26 protein-coding genes and 1 tRNA gene are annotated in these 23766 nt (G+C 28.8%); 4 read left to right on the top strand and 23 right to left on the bottom strand.

From position 1 onward, the window contains the following. Positions 1-165: 165 nt before the first annotated feature. The 8 genes from QU666_RS06660 to QU666_RS06625 form a co-directional block, all read right to left on the bottom strand. Positions 166-897 (bottom strand): amino acid ABC transporter ATP-binding protein, encoded by a 732-nt coding sequence (locus tag QU666_RS06660; protein ID WP_198012139.1) that lies wholly within the window; start codon positions 895-897, stop codon positions 166-168. Between the two features lie 69 nt (positions 898-966). Then, positions 967-1623 carry an amino acid ABC transporter permease gene (locus tag QU666_RS06655; protein ID WP_021769799.1) on the bottom strand — a complete coding sequence of 219 codons (657 nt, stop codon included), beginning with the start codon at positions 1621-1623 and terminating at the stop codon, positions 967-969. After that, entirely contained in the window at positions 1623-2411 is a 789-nt protein-coding gene (locus QU666_RS06650) for an amino acid ABC transporter substrate-binding protein (protein ID WP_021769800.1), read from the bottom strand. Before QU666_RS06650 ends, QU666_RS06655 begins: the two co-directional genes overlap by 1 nt. A 199-nt stretch (positions 2412-2610) precedes the next feature. Then, entirely contained in the window at positions 2611-3600 is a 990-nt protein-coding gene (locus QU666_RS06645) for a DUF3829 domain-containing protein (protein ID WP_021769801.1), read from the bottom strand. Between the two features lie 90 nt (positions 3601-3690). After that, positions 3691-4635, bottom strand: coding sequence for an AEC family transporter (locus QU666_RS06640; protein WP_021769802.1), 945 nt, complete (start codon positions 4633-4635; stop codon positions 3691-3693). 8 nt (positions 4636-4643) lie between these two features. Next, positions 4644-5090 (bottom strand): hypothetical protein, encoded by a 447-nt coding sequence (locus tag QU666_RS06635; RefSeq protein ID WP_021769803.1) that lies wholly within the window; start codon positions 5088-5090, stop codon positions 4644-4646. Between the two features lie 45 nt (positions 5091-5135). Then, entirely contained in the window at positions 5136-6230 is a 1095-nt protein-coding gene (gene mnmA / locus QU666_RS06630; protein ID WP_036071498.1) for a tRNA 2-thiouridine(34) synthase MnmA, read from the bottom strand. 321 nt (positions 6231-6551) lie between these two features. Beyond that, positions 6552-7046 (bottom strand): hypothetical protein, encoded by a 495-nt coding sequence (locus tag QU666_RS06625; protein ID WP_021769805.1) that lies wholly within the window; start codon positions 7044-7046, stop codon positions 6552-6554. Positions 7047-7682: 636 nt separating this feature from the next. Between QU666_RS06625 and QU666_RS06620 the strand changes: the two genes are divergently transcribed. Beyond that, complete coding sequence (locus QU666_RS06620) at positions 7683-9317, top strand: malolactic enzyme (protein ID WP_021769806.1); 1635 nt, start codon at positions 7683-7685, stop codon at positions 9315-9317. Between the two features lie 582 nt (positions 9318-9899). Here QU666_RS06620 and rpmA read toward each other — a convergent pair. From rpmA to QU666_RS06570, 10 genes are all read right to left on the bottom strand, one after another. Next, positions 9900-10193 (bottom strand): 50S ribosomal protein L27, encoded by a 294-nt coding sequence (rpmA, locus tag QU666_RS06615; RefSeq protein ID WP_021769503.1) that lies wholly within the window; start codon positions 10191-10193, stop codon positions 9900-9902. A gap of 74 nt (positions 10194-10267) precedes the next feature. Next, a complete protein-coding gene (locus QU666_RS06610) occupies positions 10268-10606 on the bottom strand; it encodes a ribosomal-processing cysteine protease Prp (protein ID WP_021769502.1) in 339 nt (112 codons plus the stop codon). Positions 10607-10655: 49 nt separating this feature from the next. Next, positions 10656-10964, bottom strand: coding sequence for a 50S ribosomal protein L21 (gene rplU / locus QU666_RS06605; protein WP_021769501.1), 309 nt, complete (start codon positions 10962-10964; stop codon positions 10656-10658). Positions 10965-11078: 114 nt separating this feature from the next. Next, positions 11079-11165 (bottom strand) — tRNA-Ser (locus tag QU666_RS06600). A gap of 109 nt (positions 11166-11274) precedes the next feature. Next, on the bottom strand, positions 11275-12045 hold the full coding sequence (locus QU666_RS06595; RefSeq protein WP_021769500.1) for an SDR family NAD(P)-dependent oxidoreductase: 771 nt from the start codon (positions 12043-12045) through the stop codon (positions 11275-11277). Positions 12046-12081: 36 nt separating this feature from the next. Then, positions 12082-12381 carry a type II toxin-antitoxin system RelE/ParE family toxin gene (locus QU666_RS06590; protein WP_021769499.1) on the bottom strand — a complete coding sequence of 100 codons (300 nt, stop codon included), beginning with the start codon at positions 12379-12381 and terminating at the stop codon, positions 12082-12084. Then, positions 12382-12609: a hypothetical protein gene (locus QU666_RS06585; protein ID WP_021769498.1), complete on the bottom strand. Its 228-nt coding sequence runs from the start codon at positions 12607-12609 to the stop codon at positions 12382-12384. Positions 12610-12714: 105 nt separating this feature from the next. Beyond that, positions 12715-13179 (bottom strand): hypothetical protein, encoded by a 465-nt coding sequence (locus QU666_RS06580; protein ID WP_021769497.1) that lies wholly within the window; start codon positions 13177-13179, stop codon positions 12715-12717. 21 nt (positions 13180-13200) lie between these two features. After that, the gene (locus QU666_RS06575) at positions 13201-14031 is read right to left on the bottom strand and encodes a hypothetical protein (RefSeq protein WP_021769496.1); all 831 of its coding nucleotides are present in this window, start codon (positions 14029-14031) and stop codon (positions 13201-13203) included. Then, complete coding sequence (locus QU666_RS06570; RefSeq protein WP_021769495.1) at positions 14021-15298, bottom strand: hypothetical protein; 1278 nt, start codon at positions 15296-15298, stop codon at positions 14021-14023. Before QU666_RS06570 ends, QU666_RS06575 begins: the two co-directional genes overlap by 11 nt. Before the next feature lie 223 nt (positions 15299-15521). Here QU666_RS06570 and udk point away from each other — a divergent pair, with 223 nt between their 5' ends. From udk to QU666_RS06555, 3 genes are read left to right on the top strand one after another with little or no spacing between them, the layout of a single operon-like run. Then, on the top strand, positions 15522-16169 hold the full coding sequence (gene udk / locus QU666_RS06565; protein WP_021769494.1) for a uridine kinase: 648 nt from the start codon (positions 15522-15524) through the stop codon (positions 16167-16169). 51 nt (positions 16170-16220) lie between these two features. Next, entirely contained in the window at positions 16221-17558 is a 1338-nt protein-coding gene (locus QU666_RS06560) for an FAD-dependent oxidoreductase (protein WP_036071175.1), read from the top strand. 13 nt (positions 17559-17571) lie between these two features. Next, a complete protein-coding gene (locus tag QU666_RS06555; protein WP_021769492.1) occupies positions 17572-18354 on the top strand; it encodes a potassium channel family protein in 783 nt (260 codons plus the stop codon). Between the two features lie 87 nt (positions 18355-18441). Here QU666_RS06555 and QU666_RS06550 read toward each other — a convergent pair whose 3' ends face one another. The 5 genes from QU666_RS06550 to QU666_RS06530 form a co-directional block, all read right to left on the bottom strand. Continuing rightward, positions 18442-19974: a contractile injection system protein, VgrG/Pvc8 family gene (locus QU666_RS06550; RefSeq protein WP_021769491.1), complete on the bottom strand. Its 1533-nt coding sequence runs from the start codon at positions 19972-19974 to the stop codon at positions 18442-18444. 698 nt (positions 19975-20672) lie between these two features. Continuing rightward, on the bottom strand, positions 20673-21188 hold the full coding sequence (locus QU666_RS06545) for a hypothetical protein (RefSeq protein WP_304984788.1): 516 nt from the start codon (positions 21186-21188) through the stop codon (positions 20673-20675). A gap of 82 nt (positions 21189-21270) precedes the next feature. Continuing rightward, a complete protein-coding gene (gene ychF / locus QU666_RS06540; RefSeq protein WP_021768173.1) occupies positions 21271-22374 on the bottom strand; it encodes a redox-regulated ATPase YchF in 1104 nt (367 codons plus the stop codon). Positions 22375-22398: 24 nt separating this feature from the next. Further along, positions 22399-22932 carry a uracil-DNA glycosylase family protein gene (locus tag QU666_RS06535; protein ID WP_021768174.1) on the bottom strand — a complete coding sequence of 178 codons (534 nt, stop codon included), beginning with the start codon at positions 22930-22932 and terminating at the stop codon, positions 22399-22401. Positions 22933-22962: 30 nt separating this feature from the next. Next, a complete protein-coding gene (locus QU666_RS06530; protein ID WP_021768175.1) occupies positions 22963-23736 on the bottom strand; it encodes an MBL fold metallo-hydrolase in 774 nt (257 codons plus the stop codon). Positions 23737-23766 lie beyond the last annotated feature (30 nt).

The raw sequence follows: 23766 nt of genomic DNA, 5'->3' as shown, positions 1-23766 counted from the left end.
AATCTTCTAAGTAAGATAGATGGTGCAGTTTTTTATATGAAAATTAAGTAGAAAAAAACTAAAAGGATTAACTCCTATTTTATATAGAAATCAATCCTTATTAATTATCTAATTTTAAGCTAAATTTTGAGAATTGACTCATAAATAGCTATAAAAATTAACTTTTTAACTATTTGTATTCAAGAATTCCTTTACTCTTTGAGAAGCTGGATTTTCAAAGATTTTCTGTGAAGTCCCTGTTTCCAGTATTTCACCTTTTTCCATAACAATTATTCTGTCTGAAATTTCACGTACAAAATTCATTTCATGGCTTACAATTAGCATTGTAATTTTTTGCTTTTTCAGTTTTCTTATTATATCCAGCACTTCTTTTACCAGCTCTGGATCTAGTGCTGATGTTGGTTCATCGAAAAGCATAATATCTGGCTGTAATGCCAATGCCCTCGCTATTGCCACACGCTGCTTCTGCCCACCTGAAAGTTCATTCGGAAAACTGTCAATTTTATCCGAAAGTCCAACTAGGTCTAGCATTTTATTGGCAATGTTTTCAGCTTCTATTGTCGTCTTTTTCTTTACAAGTTTTAAAGTTCTGACTATATTGTTTCTAACTGATAGATGAGGAAATAAATTAAATGTCTGGAAAACCATTCCTGTCTTTAGCAGCATTTCCTTTTTTATTTTTTTATCGACATTTTTATCCGCCAAATTATTTCCTTCAATCATTACTTCTCCTGATGTTATGCTTTCCAAATCAACTATGCACCGTAAAATTGTTGACTTACCACTTCCAGAAGGCCCTATTAGCGAAACAACCTCACCTCTATCAACATGCAAATTAATATTTTTCAAAATTACATTATCGCCATACTGTTTTTTTAAATTTTTCAATTCTATTATTTTTTCACTTTCCACGATTTATCTCCCAGCTTCTTATATTTTAATAAAACCATTCGTAAATCAGAAATTTTAAATTCTGATTTTATTTCTTTTTTCAATATTCTTAAATAGCCTGTCAACAGCAAAGCTTAATACTAGATAAATAATAATTGCACAAATATACGGAGTAATATTATAATAAATATTTGCTAGCTCCTTTGTCCGTTTCATTACTTCTGTAACAGCAAGAACATATACAAGGGAAGTATCCTTTATAAGAGTAATCGCCTCATTTCCCAATGTTGGCAGTACTCTTCTTATTGCCTGCGGTAAAATAACGTATATTATTTTTTGCCAATAACTATAGCCTAGTACTTTTGCAGCTTCATGTTGTCCTTTGTCTATGCTTTCAATTCCACTTCTCATAATTTCCACAAGATATGCGGCATAATTTATTATAAATGTAATTGTGGCTGCCATGTACGGTGCAAGAACAATTTTATAACCTCCAAACTTCATTAGCGGTATTCCATAATAAACAACCATTAATTGCAGCATCAAGGGAGTACCACGAAAAATCCAGGTATAAACTGAAATAATAAATTTTACTATCTTATTTTTTCCTGTATACGCCAATGCTCCTAAAATTCCTAACGGGATGGAAAATAAAACCGTGAATATATACAGTACTACTACATTTGGTAAAGTTTTTACCAGTTCTATAAATATTGGTAACGATTGATTCATTAATCTTTAAACCATTTCGAGTAAATTTTTTGATATGTCCCGTCTGCTTTTAATTCCTCAATAGCTTTATTTATAGCCTCAACTAATTTTATATTACCTTTTTTAGCTGCAATTCCGTATTCCTCTTCACCATAATTATCATTTAAAATTTGGTACAGTTCTTTTTTAGCTTGAGTTTCTTTTGTTTTTTTAGTATATTTTGCCAATACTTCATCAGCTATAATTGCGTCAACTCTGCCTGCATCAAGATCCATAAACGCCTGATCATACTGAGCATAAGTTTTAAATTCCTTAAATTTCTTGTCATCCCCTGATTTTTTCACAGCTTCCTCTCCACTGCTTTCAGTTTGACTTCCAACATTTTTTCCTGCTAAATCGGCTTTTGTATTAATACTTGAACCTGCTTTAACCACTATAAGCTGGTGACTTGTAAAATACGGTTTTGTCATTTCAGTTTCTTTTTTTCTTTCTTCTGTTATAGTAAGTCCGTTCCAAATTAAATCAATATTTCCACCATTTAAATCCAATATTTTAGAATCCCAGTTTATAGGTTTAAATTCAACCTCGCTTCCTAATTTTTGAGCAACTGCCTTAGCCAAATCAATATCAAACCCTACAATTTCGCCTTTTTCATCCTTGAATCCCATTGGAACAAATGAATCATCCAATCCAATTACAATTTTCTTAGGAACTCCATCAGTACTTTTTCCTGCTTTTTTTTCTTCTTTTTCAACACTACACATAAAAATGCTTAACGCTAAAATCATCAATAACAATATTTTTTTCATAGCTATTTCCTCCTGCTTTTATTTATATAATAACTTTTACAAATTAATTTCTAAACATATTATAATAATAACATTTTTTGAAACCCTTTGTCAATAATTATAATATATAACTTTTATATATTTCAATATATCTTATTTATGATTAAAGATTAAAACATAAGGTGAGCAATAATTACTCACCTCTTTTTATTATTAAATTTTATTTTTTTAATACTAAAACATTAAACACATTTTCTAAATCTGTCTTTGCACTCAAAATATTACTTGCACTCATTACCACATCTTGAATATTTTGGTTTTTCACGCCTGCTACCATTTTTTGCATATTTTCTGATAATAATTTTGAACTTTCTTTTATTTTCTTGAAGTCTTCCTCATTTATATTTTCTTTTTTGGCATTTTCAAGTGTCATTTCAGACACTGCCTTATATGTATTTTGCACGTTTTTATTTGCTTCTTCCAGGATTTTTACTTCATTTTCATCAAAGTTCAAATTATTTTTCCCAAAAGCTATTTTTCCAAAATTATCTACTGAATTTACAAATTTCAAAATATTTAATTTTGCTGTTTTTCCATCTGTTTGTAATTGTTTTTCTATTTTTTGATTAATTATTTGGGCAATTTCATTTAATGAATTAGTAAAAATTTTATGATTTTCCTGTCTATTTTTCAATACAACTTTGTATTTATCATTCAATTCTTCTATTTTTGACAATTTATCAGTTTTATAGTCGCCTTTTTCAAAATAATCATTAATCTCCGTTAACACTTTTTGTTCTTCAATCAATGAATTTAAAAGATTTTCAGCATTTTTATCAATTGCTTCCATTTTTGGAGCTTTTTGCATTACATCCGTAATTTCTTTTATATATTCACCAGTCAAATTAATTGAGTTATCTAAATTTTCAGTAAATGTAGCTAGTTCTGAGATATTTTTTATATTTCCAGCTTGATCAGTAAATTCTTCTTTTTTTATCTCTGTAAAAAAAGCATTCCATTCTTCAGAATTTGGCACATCACTTAATTTCAAATATTCATTATATTTTATGATTTCCTCAGTTGAAATATCCCTTTTCACATCTGTTACTTTCACATTATCCTTGTCATTTTTTTCATTGCCCTTGTTATCACATCCAACAATAACTAACAATGCCATTATGCCAATCAAAACATATTTTTTCAATTTCATTTTTTCCCTCCAGAATACTTTATTTTTATAAACTTAATTATTCTCACAATACTCTGCTATTATACCAAATTTTTATTTATTTAACAAATTTTATACTAATCCTGCAATTTTCAAAATATAAAGCCATCCAGTTAATGTAAAAATACTCATAATTGTAGTAATCACAACAGTTCCCGAGGTTACTGCCCCATTATGCCCCATTCCTCTTGCCATAGTAAATGAAGTTGGAGTTGTTGGACTTCCCAGCATTCCAAGCGCAGCAACCAGCTTTTCATCCTTAAATCCAAATTTTATTGCTATTGGCAGAAATATTGCTGTAAGAATTAAGAGCTTAAATGAAGACGAAACTAATACAATCTTTATTTTTGAAAAAACTTCTTTCATGTCAAAACTTGCTCCAAGTGCAAGCAATCCAAGTGGAGTTGCCGCTGCAGAAAATGTCGAAATTGATTTTTTCATAATTACTGGCTGAGGGATTTTTAATAATGCCCAAATCATCCCAGCCAAAATTCCAAGTATCAAGGGATTCCTCATAACTCCCTTTAAGGTATTTTTCAAAATTATTCTATTCAATTTTCCTTGTTTTGGACGAAGTAGCATCAAAATCACAACTGAGGCAATATTGTACAAAGGAACGGCTCCAATTACCATAAGAGCCACAATTTTAGCCTCTCCATACACATTCTGCACAAAGGCATAAGCAAGTAAGGCAGCACTGCTTCTGAATCCAGCTTGAATAAATTCTCCGCGAATTGACTTATCCTTCAGAAAAAGTGAGATAATACACATTATCGTTATTGAAAAAAATGTTGCAAAAAAGCAGAACATCAGATATTTCAAATCCCAGATTGCCGAAAAATCAGACAGCGACAGTTCTTTAAACAAAAGTGCAGGCAAAAGTGCCAAAAATACAAATCTGTTCATCTTATCTGCAAATTCTAAATCTATAATTCCTATTTTCCTAAAGATGTATCCAAGTATCATAAGTAAAAATACAGGCATTGTAGCATTTAAGCAAAATATCAATTCTTCCATTTTCCTCCTTAACTTCCACACGCTACATAAAATACAGGAATTCCGTCTATCTCATTATCTGAATCCATACCTTCAAAAAATACATGATCTCCTAATTCTTTATTCGCCTGCTGATTATGAACTTTTGTCATTAATTCAAGATTTGTAAAATATTTTCCATTATCAGCCTTTAACAACGCTCTTACATCAACTTGAAAATAACCATCGTCTGCATATTCTTCCGATAATTCTTCTTCATCAGTCGTTTCATTTTCCAGCAAGTCTTCTTTCCCTTTTATCCATGCCTCATAATCAACATAAATTTCTGATTGTTTAACAGCTATTTCATCAGGTTTCCATTCTCTGTCAACATATTCACGCATTCTATCATAATATGCCTTAATATCCTTATCAAATTCTTCCGTGCTTTCATAAATTTTCTTACTAAACGTCCACATAACATCATTAAGTGCCATATTTTATCCACCTTTCAATTTTTATATTTTGTATAAATTAAAAAACTATTTTATAATTTTGTCAATAATTCCTCCACCAAGACAAACTTCGCCATCATAAGCAACCACAATCTGTCCCAGCGTTACAGCCTTTTGCGGCTCATCAAAAATCACTTCATATTCATTTTCATTAAGTTTATTAATCACAACTTTTGTGTCTTTTTGTCTATATCTAAATTTTACAGTACATTCCAACGGAAACTGTACTTCATTTATAAAATTAAAATCTGTTGCGATTAACCCTTTTGAATAAAGTACCGAGTTATCACCCTGTGTTACTATCAGTTCATTTTTTTCCAAATCCTTATCCACAACAAACCAAGGCTCTCCAGTTCCCTCCTTTGTATTTCCAATCCCAATTCCTTTTCTCTGTCCGATTGTATAATACATAAGTCCATTATGATGCCCTAGAACCTTTCCTTGCGTATTTACAATATTTCCACCCTTTGCTGGCAAGTATTGTGATAAAAATTTATTAAAATCACGTTCCCCAATAAAGCAGATTCCTGTGCTATCTTTTTTCTTCGCCGTTGCCAAATTATATTTTTCAGCTATTTCACGAATCTGTGGCTTTGTGTACTCCCCCAATGGAAATAAAACTTTTTCCAGTTGCTCCTGACTTAACTGACAAAGAAAATATGTTTGATCTTTATTATCATCAATTCCTCTTAACATAGTCGATTTGATTTTTCCATCTTTTTCTTCGTGAATAATTCTCGCATAATGCCCTGTTGCCACATAATCAGCCCCAAGTTTCATCGCATAGTCCAGAAATGCACGAAATTTGATTTCCTTATTACACATCACATCGGGATTGGGCGTTCTTCCTTTTTTATACTCATCTAAAAAATATGTAAACACTTTGTCCCAATACTCTTTCACAAAATTCACCGAATAATAAGGTATCTCCAACTGCTCTGCCACAGCAATTACATCCTTATAATCCTCTTCCGCCATACAAACTCCATTTTCATCCTTCTCTTCCCAATTCTTCATAAAAACTCCGATTACATCGTAACCCTGTTCTTTAAGCAAAATTGCCGCAACAGAAGAATCAACTCCACCAGACATTCCTAGTACTACTTTCTTTCTTTTTTCCATAATATTTTCTCTATTCATAAATTCCTATTGCTCCTTCTATTTTTCACAGTTTTTGATTTTTATTTTAAAATTTACTTTTTCTTTCTTTTTTATATTTCTTTTTTAAGCATACTTAGTAACAGAATTTATTACAACTTTAAGTTTTTAGCTTTATTTCACAAACAAACAACTTATTATTCATTTAAAATTCAATAGTTTACTATACAATAAATAATATTAGTATAGCACAATATATGAAATCAGGCAAGACTAGTAAATAAATTAAAAAAGAGCAATCTTATATTGAACTGCTCTCTACTTTTTAATTTATATTTTAAGATTTTAATTTACGGCTACTCTTTGTAGAACTTCGATTAGATTTAAGTTTTTATCAAGTATAACTACTGTATTGTGTTTTTTATCAAATCCGAAATACAATCTTGCATGTTTTTTCCCATCCAAGGCTACATAATTATTTACATAATATACACCTTTTTTCCCTGCTGAATAAATTTTATATGATCCATATACTGTACTGTCATCATCAATATCATCATAGATTTTTTCTCGTATTTCTCCACCTGTTTTTTTACCAATTTCATAACCTTGGACTAATTCATCTATTTTTCCTTTATTATCCTCCATTATAAAAAACGAATATCTTTCATAATATTCGTTGTTATCAAAACTTCCATCCATCCAGTAATAACCGTTAGGAGTTGCTCCTTCTAACACCTCCTTCAATGAAATTTCCAATGTTTTATTTGAAGGTGTAAATTTTTCTGCAAATACAGACATTCCTATTGCCAACATTGATACTAGAATTAATTTTTTCATAACTTTCCACTCTCCTGCTCTAATTTTGATTTACAAATTGATTTTATCATCCAAACCTTAAAATAAACTGAAGCTTATTTAAAAAATAAAATTTAATATACACTCAAACCTATTTAAAATGAAACTGCTAAAATTATATAAATTAAGAGGTTGAGTTAAGTAGTCATAGCTTTTGAGTTCGCTTTTAAAGAAGTTTTACTATAATATAATTCAAAGTGGAATGTGTTTATAAACAGAATTTTGTTCTAGTATTTATTTAGCAAATATACTGTTAAGTTTATACCAAACTAAAAATCATACTAGATTTAAATAAAAAATAAACTAAAGGGTAAATGTAATCTCGAAGATACAAAATTATAGATTTCGGGCATTTAACAAAAATTCTTAAGACATATTCAATGCAATTTTTATAATATTTTTTTCATTAATATTCTATCCTTACTAATATTTTAATACATAATTGTCATAATTTTTTAATTTGTTACAATATATTCTTAACATTATTTTACAACAGACAAGAAAAATAATTTAAATAACAGGATAAACAAATTGATTTCCGAATATTTCAGTGTTATACTTGGATTATCTGATTATTACAAAAAATAAATTTGAAATATTATTTAGAGGTGATTATTTATGAAATTAGGTTATGAAATTTTAAACAATCCATTCCTTAACAAAGGTACAGCTTTTACAAAAAAGGAAAGAGAAAAATATGGATTATTAGGACTTTTACCACCGTATATTCAAACTATAGATGAACAGGCAAAACAGGCTTATGGACAATTTCTGAAAAAAGACAAGTTAATTGAAAAAAGACATTTCTTAATGGAAATTTTTAATACAAACAGAACATTATTTTATTATTTATTTAGCAAACACGTAGTTGAATTTATGCCAATTGTTTATGATCCTGTAATTGCAGAAAGTATAGAAAATTATAGTGAATTATTTGTAAATCCTCAAAATGCGGCTTATTTGTCAGTAAAAGAACCAGAAAACATAGAAACTATTTTAAAAAATGCTGCTGACAATAGAAAAATCCGTTTAATTGTCGTTACTGATGCAGAAGGAATCCTTGGAATTGGTGACTGGGGAACTAACGGAGTTGATATTTCAGTTGGAAAACTGATGGTTTACACTGCCGCCTCTGGAATTGATCCCGCTACTGTCCTACCAGTTGTAATTGATGCTGGAACAAATAGAAAAGAGCTGCTGGAAAACGACTTGTATCTAGGAAATAGATTTGAGAGAGTTCGAGGAGATGCATATTATAATTTTATAGACAAATTTGTAAAAACAGCTGAAAAGCTTTTCCCAAATTTATATCTTCACTGGGAAGACTTTGGAAGATTAAATGCGGCAAATATTTTAAATAAATATAAAAATGAAATCGCAACTTTTAACGATGATATACAAGGAACTGGGATTATCACTTTAGCCGGAATCTTAGGAGCATTAAAAATTTCTGGTGAAAAGCTTACTGACCAGATTTATATGTGTTTTGGAGCAGGAACTGCGGGAGCTGGAATTGCCAGAAGAATTTTCAATGAAATGGTAGAGCAGGGGCTTTCTGAAGAAGAGGCAAAAAAACGGTTTTATCTAGTTGACAGACAAGGCTTGTTATTTGAAGACACGGAAGGACTAACTCCAGAACAAATTCCTTTCGCAAGAAAACGGAGTGAATTCACAAATGCAAATGAATTAACTACTTTGGAAGCCGCTGTAAAATCCGTGAGACCAACTATACTTGTCGGAACTTCCACAGTGCCAAATACTTTCACAAAAGAAATAGTTCAAGAAATGGCAAAACACACTGCAAGACCAATAATTTTTCCACTTAGCAACCCAACAAAACTAGCAGAAGCCAGTGCAAAAGATCTTATCGAATGGACAGACGGAAAAGCTCTCGTTGCAACAGGTATCCCATCAGATCCAATAGAACTCAATGGAATTACGTACGAAATTGGGCAAGCAAATAATGCTTTAATCTATCCTGGGCTGGGACTTGGAATTATCGCAACAAAATCAAAGATTGTAAACGACAAAATAATCTCAGCAGCCGCACATTCACTAGGTGGAATAATTGACACAACAAAACCTGGAGCTGCCGTACTTCCTCCAGTATCAAAACTGACAGAATTTTCTGAAACAGTGGCACTAGCAGTCGGACAAAGCGTACTAGACCAAAAATTAAATACAGAATCTTTAAACAATTTAAAAGAAGCAATAAAAAATACAAAATGGATTCCTAAATACAAGGATTTTTAATTAATTTTTGAAATTTTTAGGAGCAAAATAAATTCTAAAAACTTAGATACTTACTGCTTATTTGATAAATGAAAAATACATGGATAGAGTAGATAGGGTTGTAACAAGTTAAAAAATACAGTAAAAAAGATATTTATTGTTATTAACTACTAAAACAGTAGATTTAAACTTATTATAAACTTTTTTTGCAAAGGCTTACTCCCCTTTCTACTAAATAAAGAAATAATATATTTTTATTTTTTTAATAAGTTTAATTTAATTTTTTTCAAAAAAATACTGCATAGTCCTTCAGGTATTATTCATTAAGTTATAGACAACAAAAGATATAAACTAAATTTCAATTGACTTCTTTTACTAAAAAATATATGTACTTGAACTCATTTAAAATTGAAATACTAAGAATTATATAAATATAAGGGTTGAGTTAAGTAGTCATAGCTTTTGAGTTCGCTTTTAAAGAAGTTTTATTATAAATCATTAGAAAAATATCTATTAATAAGTATTTATTTTATAAAATTTAAATAAAAAATACCATCCTATTTCTAAGACAGTATTTCAAAAATATATTATACAATTCTGTTATTATGCTTCTACTCTTTCAGGGTAAATGCTTACTCTTTTTTTACCGCTTCCAAAATTTTCAAATTTTACATACCCATCAGTTAATGCGAATAAAGTGTAATCTTTTCCTAATTTAGCATTAGTTCCTGCGTGAAATTTACTTCCTCTTTGTCTTACAATAATGTTTCCAGCTTTTACAGCTTCTCCATCATATTTTTTTACTCCTAAATATTTAGGGTTAGAATCTCTACCATTTCTAGTTGATCCTTGCCCTTTTTTTGAGGCAAATAACTGTAAGTTTAATTTTAATAACATTTTCCAACCTCCTCGATTTCTTTTTCATATTTTATTTCTTGGATTTTTTCAAATCTTAATTTGTGAATCAAATTTTATTTTTTTATTACTTTAAGTTTCACAAAATTACTATAACTTTTTGCAACTTCCTTCAAATACGAATACATTGATTCAACCAAAACATCTGCATTTTCTAGTTCATCATCAGTCAATCCAGAATTTTTTAAATCACAGGAAATATACCCATCTTCCTCAATAAACTTCAATTTTTTATTAAGTTTCAAAGTTTCAATAAGTCCATTTACTGTCATTTGTCCTACTGACGAAACAGCTGCACAAATTACATCTTCTCCATATTCTGAAAAATTTGCATGTCCTTTTATTTCAAAATATATTATTTTATTTTTTTGTCTTTGAATTTCTATTTTTATCATTCAAACCACAACAGCTTTCACAATCTAAATTTATATTTAAAAAATACAATTAAGCATTGATTGATTTAATTTCAATTGCTGTAAAAGATTGTCTATGCCCTTTTTTTCTGTAGTAAGTTTTTTTGTTATATTTAAAGTTAATTTTTTTATCAGCTTTTCCATGAGATTTAACTGTAGCTACAACTTTAGCTCCTTCTACTACTGGAGTTCCAACTGTTACGTTATCTCCTTCTCCAACTAATAGAACTTCGTTAATTTCGATGTCTGAATCAACATCAGCTGCTAATTTTTCAACTTTTAATACAGTTCCAACTTCTACTTTGTACTGTTTTCCACCTGTTTTAATTACTGCAAACATTTATGTTCACCTCCAAATAATTTATCGCTATCATTGGTATTAGCCACCAATTTTATGCGTATATCTTAATTAGTTTACTATATTTTCACTAATTTGTCAAATTATTTTTATAAATGGCGGAAGTAGAGGGACTCGAACCCACAAGACGTTTAACCGCCCACAGCTTTCCAAGCTGCTGCCATACCATTAGGCGATACTTCCCTTTCCCAAAAATAATTACAAACTATTATACTAAACTTATTTATAAAAGTCAATGAATTTGTTTAGTGTATTTTGTACATCTTTACTATGTATTTACTATCTCAGACCATTATTTATTTTGATTTTTTCTGTAAATATTAAATCCAGTCGCCTGATTTGTCGCCATTATTGTAATATCTGAAATTTGTACGTGTTTTGGCTGATTTGCAATATAAACTATTGTATTTGCAATATCTTCTGGCTTCAATGCCTCAATTCCTTCGTAAACCTTCTTAGCCTGCTCTGTATTCCCATGGAATCTTACATTACTAAAATTAGTTTCCACAATTCCAGGCTGAACAGTAGTTACTTTAATATTTTTATCTATTGTATCAATCCTAATTCCATCGCTCAAAACCTTTACAGCCGATTTAGTCGCACAATAGACGGCAGCTCCTGCATAAGCATAAATTCCAGCAGTTGAGCCAATATTTATAATATGCCCCTCATCATTTGCAACCATGCTTGGTAAAATTTGTCTTGTAACATATAACAGACCTTTTATATTAGTGTCTATCATTCGTTCAATATCCACAATATCATATTCCTGAAATTTATCCAGCCCCAATGCAAGCCCTGCATTATTTACAAGAATATCTACCTTTTTCACATCATCCAATATTTTCTTTGTAAATTTTACAACATCGTTATATTTAGTAACATCCAGTACAAAGATATATGCATTAGTGCCGTATTTTCTATCAATATCAGCCTTTATTTCCTTTAATTTATCTGCATTTCTAGCACACAAAATCACATTATCTCCATTTTTCGCAAAGGCATAAGCTGTTTCCTTCCCAATTCCACTTGTAGCTCCAGTAATAAAAATATTTCTATTCATAAAAACTCATCTCCCTATATTTGAATTTATCATTATTTATTTTAAAAATGATTTTTTTAATTTATTCAAAATCAAATATACTTTACTTCTATGCTCTATTTCAACAGCTAAAACTATTAATTCATCATCTTGTATTTCAACTATTATCCTGTAATTTTTTAATGGTTTGTACTTCCAATATCCTTTTAAATTATGGCTCAAAGCCTCCCCTTTGATTCTTGGATTTTCAGAATTGTTTATTTTTTTCAGAAAATCATAAATTTTTTTACTTGTATTTTTATCCATCTTTTGTAATTTTTTTGCTGCATATTTAGATAACAATACTCTGTATTTCACTTAAAATCCCATTTTCTTTCCAAAATCTTCAAGAGGTATCATTGGGGATTTTTTAGCTTTTTCAGATAACTTCACTATTCTTTTTATTTCTGATTTGGAAATTTGTTCATTTTCTTCTATTTTATCTAGTTCTTTTAATATCAAATTATTAATAAAGTTGTTATCATATTCCAAAACTTCTTTTAACTGTTTTTGTTTTTTTTCGTTTAATTCAACATCTATAATCATAGTATTTCCTCCTAAAATAAATTTTGTAATTTTTTTACAAATAATTTTTAAGTTTATTTAAAAATATCCACATTTTTATTATACCACAAAATTTTAATTTAAGTGTTATTTTATGTCCAATTTATTTTTCTGATGAAATTTTTGTCTCAATTTCAGCTTAAAAATTCCTATCCCTTTTTCAATGCTCATTTCCTGCGAAAAATTATATACAAACATATTTGTAAATTTTAAATCCATTTTTTTATTTGAACCCAAATCAACAAACATTTCCAAATTTCTGTAATCACTTTTTTCCAGATATGATTCTGCCCATTCCACTAAATCTATTATATTCTTTTTATTTCTTTCATACAAATCATCATTTATGCTCTCATTTTCTAAATTATTTCCTGTATTTTCCAAATTTGAAATAATTTTTCCGATTATTTCCATTTCTACTGTGCTTCTGCTATTTGCAAGATTTGTATCTTCTGCAAGTCCAATTTTATATTTTACTTCCATAATTTCGTCTTCACTTACATTTATTTCCTTTTTATTTTCCTCATCTGTAATTTTCAATCTATATTTCATTTATTCCACCCCTTTATTTTTCTAAAAAACTGCTATTTCATCAATTTTTGCTGTTTCATCAACATTTACAACTCCAAAATGATTTTCCCAAAATACTTTTAATTCCATTCCAAGTTCTAGGAACAGTAATTCCAAAGTCTTTACTTTTGCTATATTTGACCTATTTTTTGGTTTATTTATATAAATTATTATTTTATTTTTTTCTGATCTTTGTCTATAAATAAGAGAATCAATAAAAAAATATTTTATTCCCAATCTAAAATTTTTCATGCAATTTACATTATTTATTTTTTCATTATAAATTAAAAGTGCTATATATTGCTGTTCTTCGCTATTCAAAAGTAAAAAATACTTTTTCAAGCTTATTCCTAGAATTCCTTTTTTTATATCTTCTGAAATTTTTTCACAAATAACATCAATTACCGTTGTTCCACTAACAAAATCAAGTTCCTGTAAATAATTTATCGCATTATTTTCAATATTTTTCTTAAATTTTTTTAAAACAGATATATTTCCCTTTTTTTCTTCAACTATGCTGTCTCTACCTCTAAAACTATTTATTTTAGACTCTTTTTTAGGTGTATTTTCCATTGTCAGATTTTTAATTTTAGTATCTTTTTCCAGCTTATTTTCAAACTCAAAAAAATTATCATAATAATTTACAAAACTGGTAAAAATTTTATTAAACCTCACATACGGATTTACTTTTACAACCTTCTTTTTCACAATTTCATTATTCAAAAAATCTGCATTTACCTCAATATATGCTGAAACACTATTTTCCAGCTCAAATTGCATATTCAGAGGAACTGCCCATATATATTTGTAGCCTTTTTTATTTTTATTCGCCATACAAGTACCCCCTGCATTCAAATTCGTTATAATTATTCTGAATTTCTGAGATTAAAAAGCTAACCTTGTCTTCTGAATATTCATCAAAATCCTTTATTTCTACAAATAGATTCAATTTCGGCTTTTTATCAGAATATCCCTTTTGAAAATCATTTTTCAAACTTTCATTACAGTCATAAGTATCTATATTTTTTTCAATGTTTTTTTTAAAATTAATATCTTTTAACAAAATTTTATCTTTTGTAAATTCATATTCCAAAAAATATTTTTCTAAAAATGCACGGCTTCTAGTATTTCTATTTTTTGTTTGAATTTTATCAATAAAGGTCTTATTTCTAAAATTTGTAAAATGAAAATAATCTTCTTGATTCTCGCTACTTTTTCCATAAAGTTCAAGAATTTTTCTACATTTTTTGATTGGCTTTATTGAAAATACATCCCAAATGTCGCCTGTATTTTTCTTTGAAACAATATTTAATTTGTTTTTTCCGCTGTAATAGCAGCACAAAATATCTTCATTTTCATGATTTGATACCAAAATCTGTTCATCACTTTCAAAATTTATTGTATATTCAAAAGATAGATCAATTTTTGTCGGACGTACAAAAATGGTGCTTATTATCTTTTTCTTTTCAATATTCCAAAGCAATTCCCTATCTCTTAGAACTTTATCCTGAATTTCTTCAAAATCATAAGTAATCTCATATTTCCCATTTTGAATTTTCTCCAAAATATCCTGTGGCATATTAAAACCGTACTCAGCTAGTTTAACCCTATAAAACCTCATAAAATGTGCCATATTAATAGTTTTCCATTTTTTTCCATTGAGTTCAAAAGAATTATGCAATTTCTTTATTTCGTCAAAATATCTTTCATCTTTTACAAGCCTTACTTTAATCTCATAATTATCTCCATCAATGTCTATCCACCCCAAAAATTCCCTTTCCAGAACTTCCTCAATCTTATGTAAGCTCAAATTCAAATATACATTTTCCAAATAAATATCCTTATAATTCTCATCAAGAATATCTATTTTATCAACTACAGGAAAAAAAACTCCATCCATCTTAAATATATTTTCTTTTTCCGCTAATACCGTTTCAACAAAAATATCTTCATATTCGGAAATTTCATTAATTTTTGCTTCTAAAAACTTATCTTTGATTTCTCGAAACCTCTCCTCCATCTCCAAATTCAACTCAAAAAACATCTCTCTCAGACTTTTTCCAAGCATTTCCTTCTCAAAAATTTCATTCTCTCTATTCATAACCCCTCCAATATTTAACTATATTTTAATTTTACCATATAATTAAATTTTTTTCAAACATTTTTATTAATTTTTTAATTTTTAAAAAATATACAATTTTAAACTTTTACATTATTGTAAAACTGCAAAAAAAATGCTAAAATTATTTAAAAACTATAAAAAGATACAAGTCTTCTAAAAAAATTCAAAAATTACTAAAATCTATTCAGGAGGAAATATTTTTATGAGCTATCAAACTATAATTGTCGGAATTGCTGGAGGTACTGGTTCTGGTAAGACTAGCGTTACTCAAGCCATAATTAAAAACTTGGAAAAAACAGGGATTTATTCAATTTTGCTTGAACAGGATTCATATTATAAGAGAAATGATCACTTGACTTATGAAGAGCGAACTGCATTGAATTATGATCATCCAGATGCAATTGACTTTGACTTGCTTGAAAAGCATATACTTGCATTGAAGGATGGAAAATCTATTGAAAAGCCTATTTATGATTTTCAGGTTCATAACAGAGTTGATGAGACTCAGCATATTGAGCCTGCAAATATAATTATTGTTGAAGGAATTTTAGTCCTTGCAATATCAAAAATTAGAAGTCTTTTTGATACAAAAATTTTTGTTGATACTGATGATGATGAAAGACTGCTTAGAAGAATCGAACGAGATTTAAACGAACGGGCAAGAAGTTTTGAAAGTGTAAAAAATCAGTATATAAATACAGTGAAACCAATGCATTTGGAATTTGTTGAGCCTTCCAAAAGATATGCAGATGTTATAATTCCACGTGGGAAAGACAACAAAGTAGGTATAAATATGGTAGCAAGCAGACTTAGGTATCTATTTAATAAAATGAATCAAGAACAAAAATAACAAAAAATGAAAGGAGTGTATGATTTTATAAATTATCATGCAAAAAATATTATGAAAATAGTTGTAATCGGAGGCGGAGCAGCTGGAATGATGTTTTCGACTCAATATAAAAAAGCAAACCCTGAAGATGAGGTTATTTTATTTGAAAAATCCTCTTATGTGGCTTGGGCTGGATGTCCAACACCTTATTTCATTGCTGATGAATTGAAGAAAAGTGATGTTCTGCATGGAACACCTGAAGATTTTATAAATCGTGGAATTGAAGTAAAAATTCATCACGAAGTTACAGAAATAAATTTTCAGAATAAGACTGTAACAGTAAAAGGAAATGAAATTAACGGAATAATCTTTTACGACAAACTGGTAATTGCCGTTGGGGCAAAATCTTTTGTGCCAAATATTGCTGGATATTCAAAGGATTTGGAAAATGTGTTTACTTTATCTCACGCAGAACATGCCTTTAAAATAAAAGATTATCTTAATGAAAATAAATCAAAATTAAAAAATGCAGTTGTTGTAGGAGCTGGATTTATTGGACTGGAAATGGCTGAATCATTTAGAAAAAATGGGTTAAATGTCACATTGATTGAAAAGGCTGATCAAATTTTTCCAAATGTATCTGAAACTTTGAAGAAAAGAATTTATACAGAAATAGAAAAAAATGAGGTTGCATTAAAGTTAAATTCAGGCGTTTCAGAAATTATTTCTGAAAACAATGTGGCAAAATCAGTAAAACTGGATAATGGCGAAACTGTAGACTTTGATATTGCATTATTTAGTATCGGAATTACTCCAAACATTGATTTCTTGCCGAAAGAATTAAAAACTGATTCTGGAAAAATTGCTGTAAATGATAAATTCGAAACAAACATTAAAGATGTGTATGCAATTGGAGATTGTATTTTTAATAAATATTACAAAACAAATAGAAATTTATACGCTCCATTTGGAGATGTGGCAAACAAGCACGGAATGTTCCTTGCAAAATATCTATCTGGAAAAAATGTAAGCTGGAAAGGTTTAATCCGTTCTTTCGCAACTTCATTCTATGATGTAAAACTAGCACAAACTGGACTTTCCCTAAAAGAAGCCCTGCAATTAGGATACAATGCTGATATAGTTTCAATGAAAGCAATGTATAAAAATTCTGGCTTTGAAGACTCTGTTCCTGCAAGTGCCGAAATTATTTACGATAAAGATAAAAAAATCATTCTTGGTGGAGCAATGGTTGGAAAAGAAGCTGTTGCACAATTTGTTGATCAGATGGCTATTGTTATTGCACTTGAAACACCTATTGAAAAATTCATAGAAATTGACTTTGCATATTCTCCAACAAATGCAAGTGTTTGGAATCCGTTATTAGTAACATATAGAAAGGTTATTAAATAAAACAGGAGTTTTTATGAAAAAGAAAATTGAAAAATTACATAAAAACAAAAGATTCCGTATAAGTTACCAGGTTATTTTTATTTTCTTGGCATTATACAGCTTTGTCACTACACTTTTAGATTTACACGGTGATATTAGTATTTTTAATAATCCAATTCTGGAATTTATTGATGTATCAATCTATTTAATTTTTGCAGCTGATTATTTTATACGTTTTACGAATTCAGACAATAAATTAGATTTTATTGAAAGCAATATTCCTGATTTAATCTCAATTATTCCGTATTATTCTATTTTTAGGCTATTCAGAATTTTTAAGATTAGACGTTTAGCCAGAGTTTTTAAACATTTAAAACTGACAAAAACTTATTTATCTGTAAAAAAATTCTATAAAAAAATAAAAAAAATCTTGAGAGCAAATGGACTTATTTATTTGTTAATATTTGCTGTACTTGGAATCATAGTATCTGCCCTAATAGTTTCCTATGTCGAAAAACTCTCGTATTTTAATAGCCTATGGTGGGCTTTTGTAACTGCGACTACTGTTGGTTATGGAGATGTATATCCACATACATTTATTGGAAGAATAATTGCTATTTTTCTGATACTCATTGGAATGGGAACTTTTGGAATGATTACGGGAGCAATCACAAGTTATTTCTTAAATCGGCAAACTGATTTAATTCCAGATGATGATTTAGATGAATATGTTTTAAATTCCCAAAACTATACAGATACAGAAAAACAGGAAATTATAACTTTTATACAATTTATAAGAAACAAAAGAAAAAAATAAATTATACTAAAATCTTTTCAATACAGGAAGAACAGTTAGTTTTAACTAACCTTATTATTCTCCTGTATTTTTTATTATTAACTACTATTAATTACTGTGAACTTTTTTCCCTTTAATTCTCACATCTGAACTTAATGATTCCATCGTTATTTCCTTCTCTTTCCCAATAATATTTATCTTAGAGCCATAAAAATCAGCATCCCCAATCGACTCTATCCCCAAATAATTATTAGAAGCCACTATCATATTTTGATTAGCCTTATTTACAAAATTATCTGCATTTTCAACTATATTTGGTGATTCTACGCTATATTTCTCAGCTGTTTTCACTTCAAAACTATTCAAATTCAAGCTAAAGTTAAAATCACTCTGATTAACCTGAAAATTTCTTTTGGTATAATCGCTAAATCTTCCATTTCCTTTATTGTTTATTGCCCATGACACTTTTGCAAATCGCTCATCTTCATTTGGAAAATAAACTTCCACAGTATCATTTATTTCGGGAGTACAGAAAAATCCAGTATTTGTCTGCGAATAAAAGGTCTGATAACTTAATGGAAATCTTTTTATCCCATAATCATCGTACGCTTTATCATTACTTTCCTCATTGCTTCTTTCCTGAACAATTTTTTTCAGTCCCTCTGCAAATCTGACTTCCATTTTCGCAATTCCACCATCTTCGAACACCCGTTCAACATTTGCTTCAATTCTACACCCTTTTATTTTTTCATTATATTTCTTGAATATGTGATAACCGCTCATATCTGTTGCTAAAAATTCACTTTTTAAAATAAAATCCTTCAAAAATATCCTAGTTTTTAATACAGAAAAATTGCCTTTATTCCCACCAGAATCTTTATCATTTCCTTCATTTTCTACAGCATTTTCAGAAATGGAAACAGTATCTCCCAAATTTATTACTTTATTTGACTGCACTTTATAATATAGATTTTTGTAATCTCTCACAAGTGAATAATCTGAAAAATATTTATTTTCCTTCTTAATTTCTCCCATTTCCACGATTCCAAACAATATTATTCCCTGTTCAATTACAAACATCCCAGTTTTTAATTGACTTGCAAGCCTTACCAAAAATTCCCAGTCTGTTTCATCAAACTGAACAATCAAACTACCTATCTGCTTTTTGGCAATATCAGAATACTTTATTTCCAACTTTTTATCAGCATAATCCTTATTAATCTCATCAATTATATCTGAAAACATTAAATTCCTATCCTGAAAAACCCTATACTTCTTCTCATTTTTCCTGTCAAAAAGCACACTTTTAGAAAACGCCTTCATCAAAATTCTGCACCCATAACTCCCATAATCCAGAATCTCAAAATAATCAACAATCCCACTAAAAATTTTCCTTTTGATATCCTTATCTACATTAGCAAGCTCAATTTCAATCCCAACATCTTCCTTTTCAATAATTCTTTCTAAATTTTTTCTCTGCTCATCATCCATTTCCAATTGAATTTCCAGCTTCTGATGTTCATTAATATTTTCATCCAATACAAATTCCTGAATCACAAAATTCTCTAACTTTGTTTTATTCAGTATGATTCCAATATTTTTCCCTTCATACATATTTTCAACAATTACATCTTTACTCATTTTTACCACCTCAATTATTTCCTTTTATTAATTTTATTTAACAATCATTTTACAATTTAATCCTTAAGTACTAAAATAACAATTATTTCTAATTTTTGAAAAGAGAATTGTTGTTAATAAAAATTTTTTCGATAATTTATAGATTTTTTCTTTTTTATAACGTAAAGGGAATCAATCGCCATCCCCTTTACAATCCCCGCTCGTCTAAGCATTTTTTTGAAATATTCCCAAATTTTATTTGGGGAAGTAGTCAAAACATTTATTATTTGGATAAGCCTGAATTACTACGAAAACGAAACTCGCTAACGCTCACTTTCGCAAATAAAGACTATAACAACTCCATAAAATACATTTGCGATAAAGGTTATGGCGAAAGAAACACATAAATGTGTTTAGTCGTTTTTATTCCAAGAAAATCACGACACTTTATAACAATTATAATAAAAAAAATTTTCAAAAATATAAATAAAAAGTAATTATTAGTCAAAATAATCTGAAATTTAAAAATCTTTTATTTTAGTACTTAATTGATATTTTTAAAACAAATTATTAATTAAATATTAATATATATTTTATTATACTATATTTTTAATTTAATTTCAATTATAATTTTAAAAATAGCTATTGCCTAAAAGCAGAATATATAAATTAGAATAATCTAGGTAATAAATTTCTCTAACTTTTAAAAATCAGGACTTTTACTCTTTATCCCAAGATTTTGGATATATTTTAAATTTAATTAATATTAAAATAACAGGGCTAAAAAATAAAGCTATTATAAATTTAGCAACTAACATTTCGTAAAATAGATTAAATTCATCTTTACCATATTTATTTATATATTTTTTAGCTTTTTCCAATTTAATTTTTTGAGAAAAAATTTTTTCTATGTCTTCTTTTGTTAAATTAAATTTCTTTTTATTATTATCTGAATAATTAATATAAAAATATTGGTTATTTTCCATTTTCCCTATTAAATAATTTTTATCCTGATTTGAAATTTCTTCTACAACAAAACAATCCAAATTAACTTTATTACCTTTTGACTCACATATAAATACTGAATAAAAAGGATCGGGTCCACTTTCAAGATGATAATATTCATTTATTTCCATAAAAGTTTTTTGTATAATTTCTCCTTTAAAATAACTTTCAAAACAAAAAATAACTAGCAGTATTGTAAATAATTTAACAAAAATCTCAAATTTTTTCATTTTAATCTCCTAAATAATTCAAAAAAGCTCCTTAATAAGCAACAAACTTAAAAAAGAGCTTCTAAAATTAATAAATATTTTCTTAAACATTAAATCTGAAGAACATTACATCCCCATCTTGCACAATGTACTCTTTTCCTTCCAGTCTCATTGCACCTTTTTCTTTTGCACCGTTCCATCCGTTTAGTTCGATGAATTTGTCGAAAGACACTACTTCGGCTCTGATAAATCCTTTTTCAATGTCTGTGTGAATTTCACTGGCAGATTTTTGAGCGTTTGTCCCTTGTTTTATTGTCCATGCTCTTACTTCTTTTACTCCAGCTGTAAAGTATGTGATTAGTCCTAACAATTTGAATCCTGCTCTAATTAGTCTATTTAGACTTGGTTCTTTTATTCCTAATTCGTCAATGAACATTTGTCTTTCTTCTTCATCTTCTATTTCAATTAATTCTGCTTCTACTTTTGCTGAAAAGGTTACTACTTCGCTGTCATACTGCTTTGCAAATTCACGCACTTTTTTTACGTAATCATTTTCAATTCCAGCCGTCAAGTCTTCTTCCGAAATATTTGCGGCAAACATCATTGGCTTTATTGTCAAAAATTGATAAACTTTTATTAATTCTTCTTCTCTTTGGGTAAATTCCAATGTTTTTAACAACTTAAATTCCTCCAGATGAACTTTACATCTTTCAAGAACTGCGACTAATTCTTTTCCTTCTGCATTTCCTCCACGAGCCAGCTTCTGATTTTTCTGAATCGCCCTTTCAACTGTTTCTAAATCAGCAAAAATCAATTCTGCATTAATCGTTTCAATATCTCTTATAGGATCAACGCTTCCTTCCACGTGAATAATATTATCATCATCAAAACATCTTACAACCTGACAAATTGCAGCTGTATTTCTAATATTTGATAAAAACTGGTTTCCTAGTCCTTCCCCTTTTGATGCACCTTTTACAAGTCCTGCGATATCTACAAATTCAACTGTCGCTCCAACCGTTCTTTCTGGGTTAACTACTTTCTCCAAATCTTTTAAACGTGGATCTGGCACGCTTACAAGCCCTACATTTGGCTCAATTGTTGCAAATGGATAGTTTGCCGCCTCTGCATTCTGTGTTTTTGTTATTGCGTTAAATAATGTTGATTTTCCCACGTTTGGTAATCCTACAATTCCTATTCCTATCATTCTTCTTTGGTTTCCTTTCTTCTTTTATAATTTTTCCAAAATTTTTATTAATTTCCATTTTTCCTTATCTGTCGCTTTAAACAAATAGGAAATATCGTAAATCGGTACAACCTTAATTTCTCCATAAAAATCAAACACTTTTCCTACCAAATCTTTTATATCCTCTTTTTCTACATCTTCTAAAAGTGATTTAGTCGCTCTTTCTCCAACTGTTACAATGTACTTTGGATTAATTAAGGCAATTTGCGCTACAAGAAACTCATTACACTTTGTAATACTGTCTTTCTCGATTAAATTACCATGTGAACTGCATTTTGTGAGAGTTGTAAAATAACATTTATTCAAATCCAGCTTTGAATACTCCAAAAATTTTTTGAAATATTTTCCATTTTTGTCAACTAAAAGTTTCTGCTTTACATCCTCTTCCTCACTTATACTATCAAGCACAAACAAAATTTCCGATTTTTTATTTCCTTCACCAACAATTGGATTAATTCTAGTTTTTTCCAAAATACATTTAGTACAAATCTCGATTTCTAGCTTTAAGTCATTCCACATAACTTTTTCCTTATTTTTTATTCTAATATTCTATATTTTATAAATTTCTGTTCCCTCTTCGTTAATAATTTCAATTTCCAAATGGCTTTTATTTTCCCGCTCCAAAATTTGATACAGCGAATTATAAGCCAGCTCTGGCGTGTTATTATCCTTACTTATATGCATTAAATAAACCTTTTTCAGTTTTTCGCTAAGCACTTGCCCAATCAGCTTTGATGCTTCTGCATTTGACAAATGTCCATTTCTTCCTTTTACACGGTTTTTCAGTTCCCAATGATAAGGGCCTGTCATCAGCATATTATAGTCATAGTTACTTTCCAACACAATTACATCACTATTTTTCAAATTTTCCTTAATAATATTGTTTACACAGCCAACATCACTTGCATAGGACAATTTTTTCCCTTCATATTCAAATGTGTATCCCAAGCACTTTTCAGCATCGTGCATTACTTCAAAATTATTTATCACACAATTGTCAATAACAATTTTTTCATCTCTTATAAAATTTAAATTTTTTTTCTCAATTTTTCCAATTCTATCCTTAATTACATTATAAGTTACTTCATGAAGATAAATTGGAATATCGTATTTTCGTGAAACAACACCAAGTCCTTGAATATGGTCAGAATGCTCATGTGTCACAAATATCCCCATTATATCATCAATTCTTTTTTCAATATTATTCAATTTTTCTACAATTTTTTTACCACTAAATCCTGCATCTATAAGAAATTTCTTATTGCCCATCTCAATATAGCTTGAATTTCCGCTACTTCCACTTCCCAAACTTGAAAATTTCATTTTTTTTACTAATCTTCTTTCTAATTGAGT

Source organism: Leptotrichia sp. HMT-225 (assembly GCF_030644325.1).
GTDB classification, from domain to species: domain Bacteria; phylum Fusobacteriota; class Fusobacteriia; order Fusobacteriales; family Leptotrichiaceae; genus Leptotrichia; species Leptotrichia massiliensis.
The sequence above is the reverse complement of the archived record's forward strand: the minus strand, read 5'-3'. Positions and strand labels throughout refer to the sequence as shown.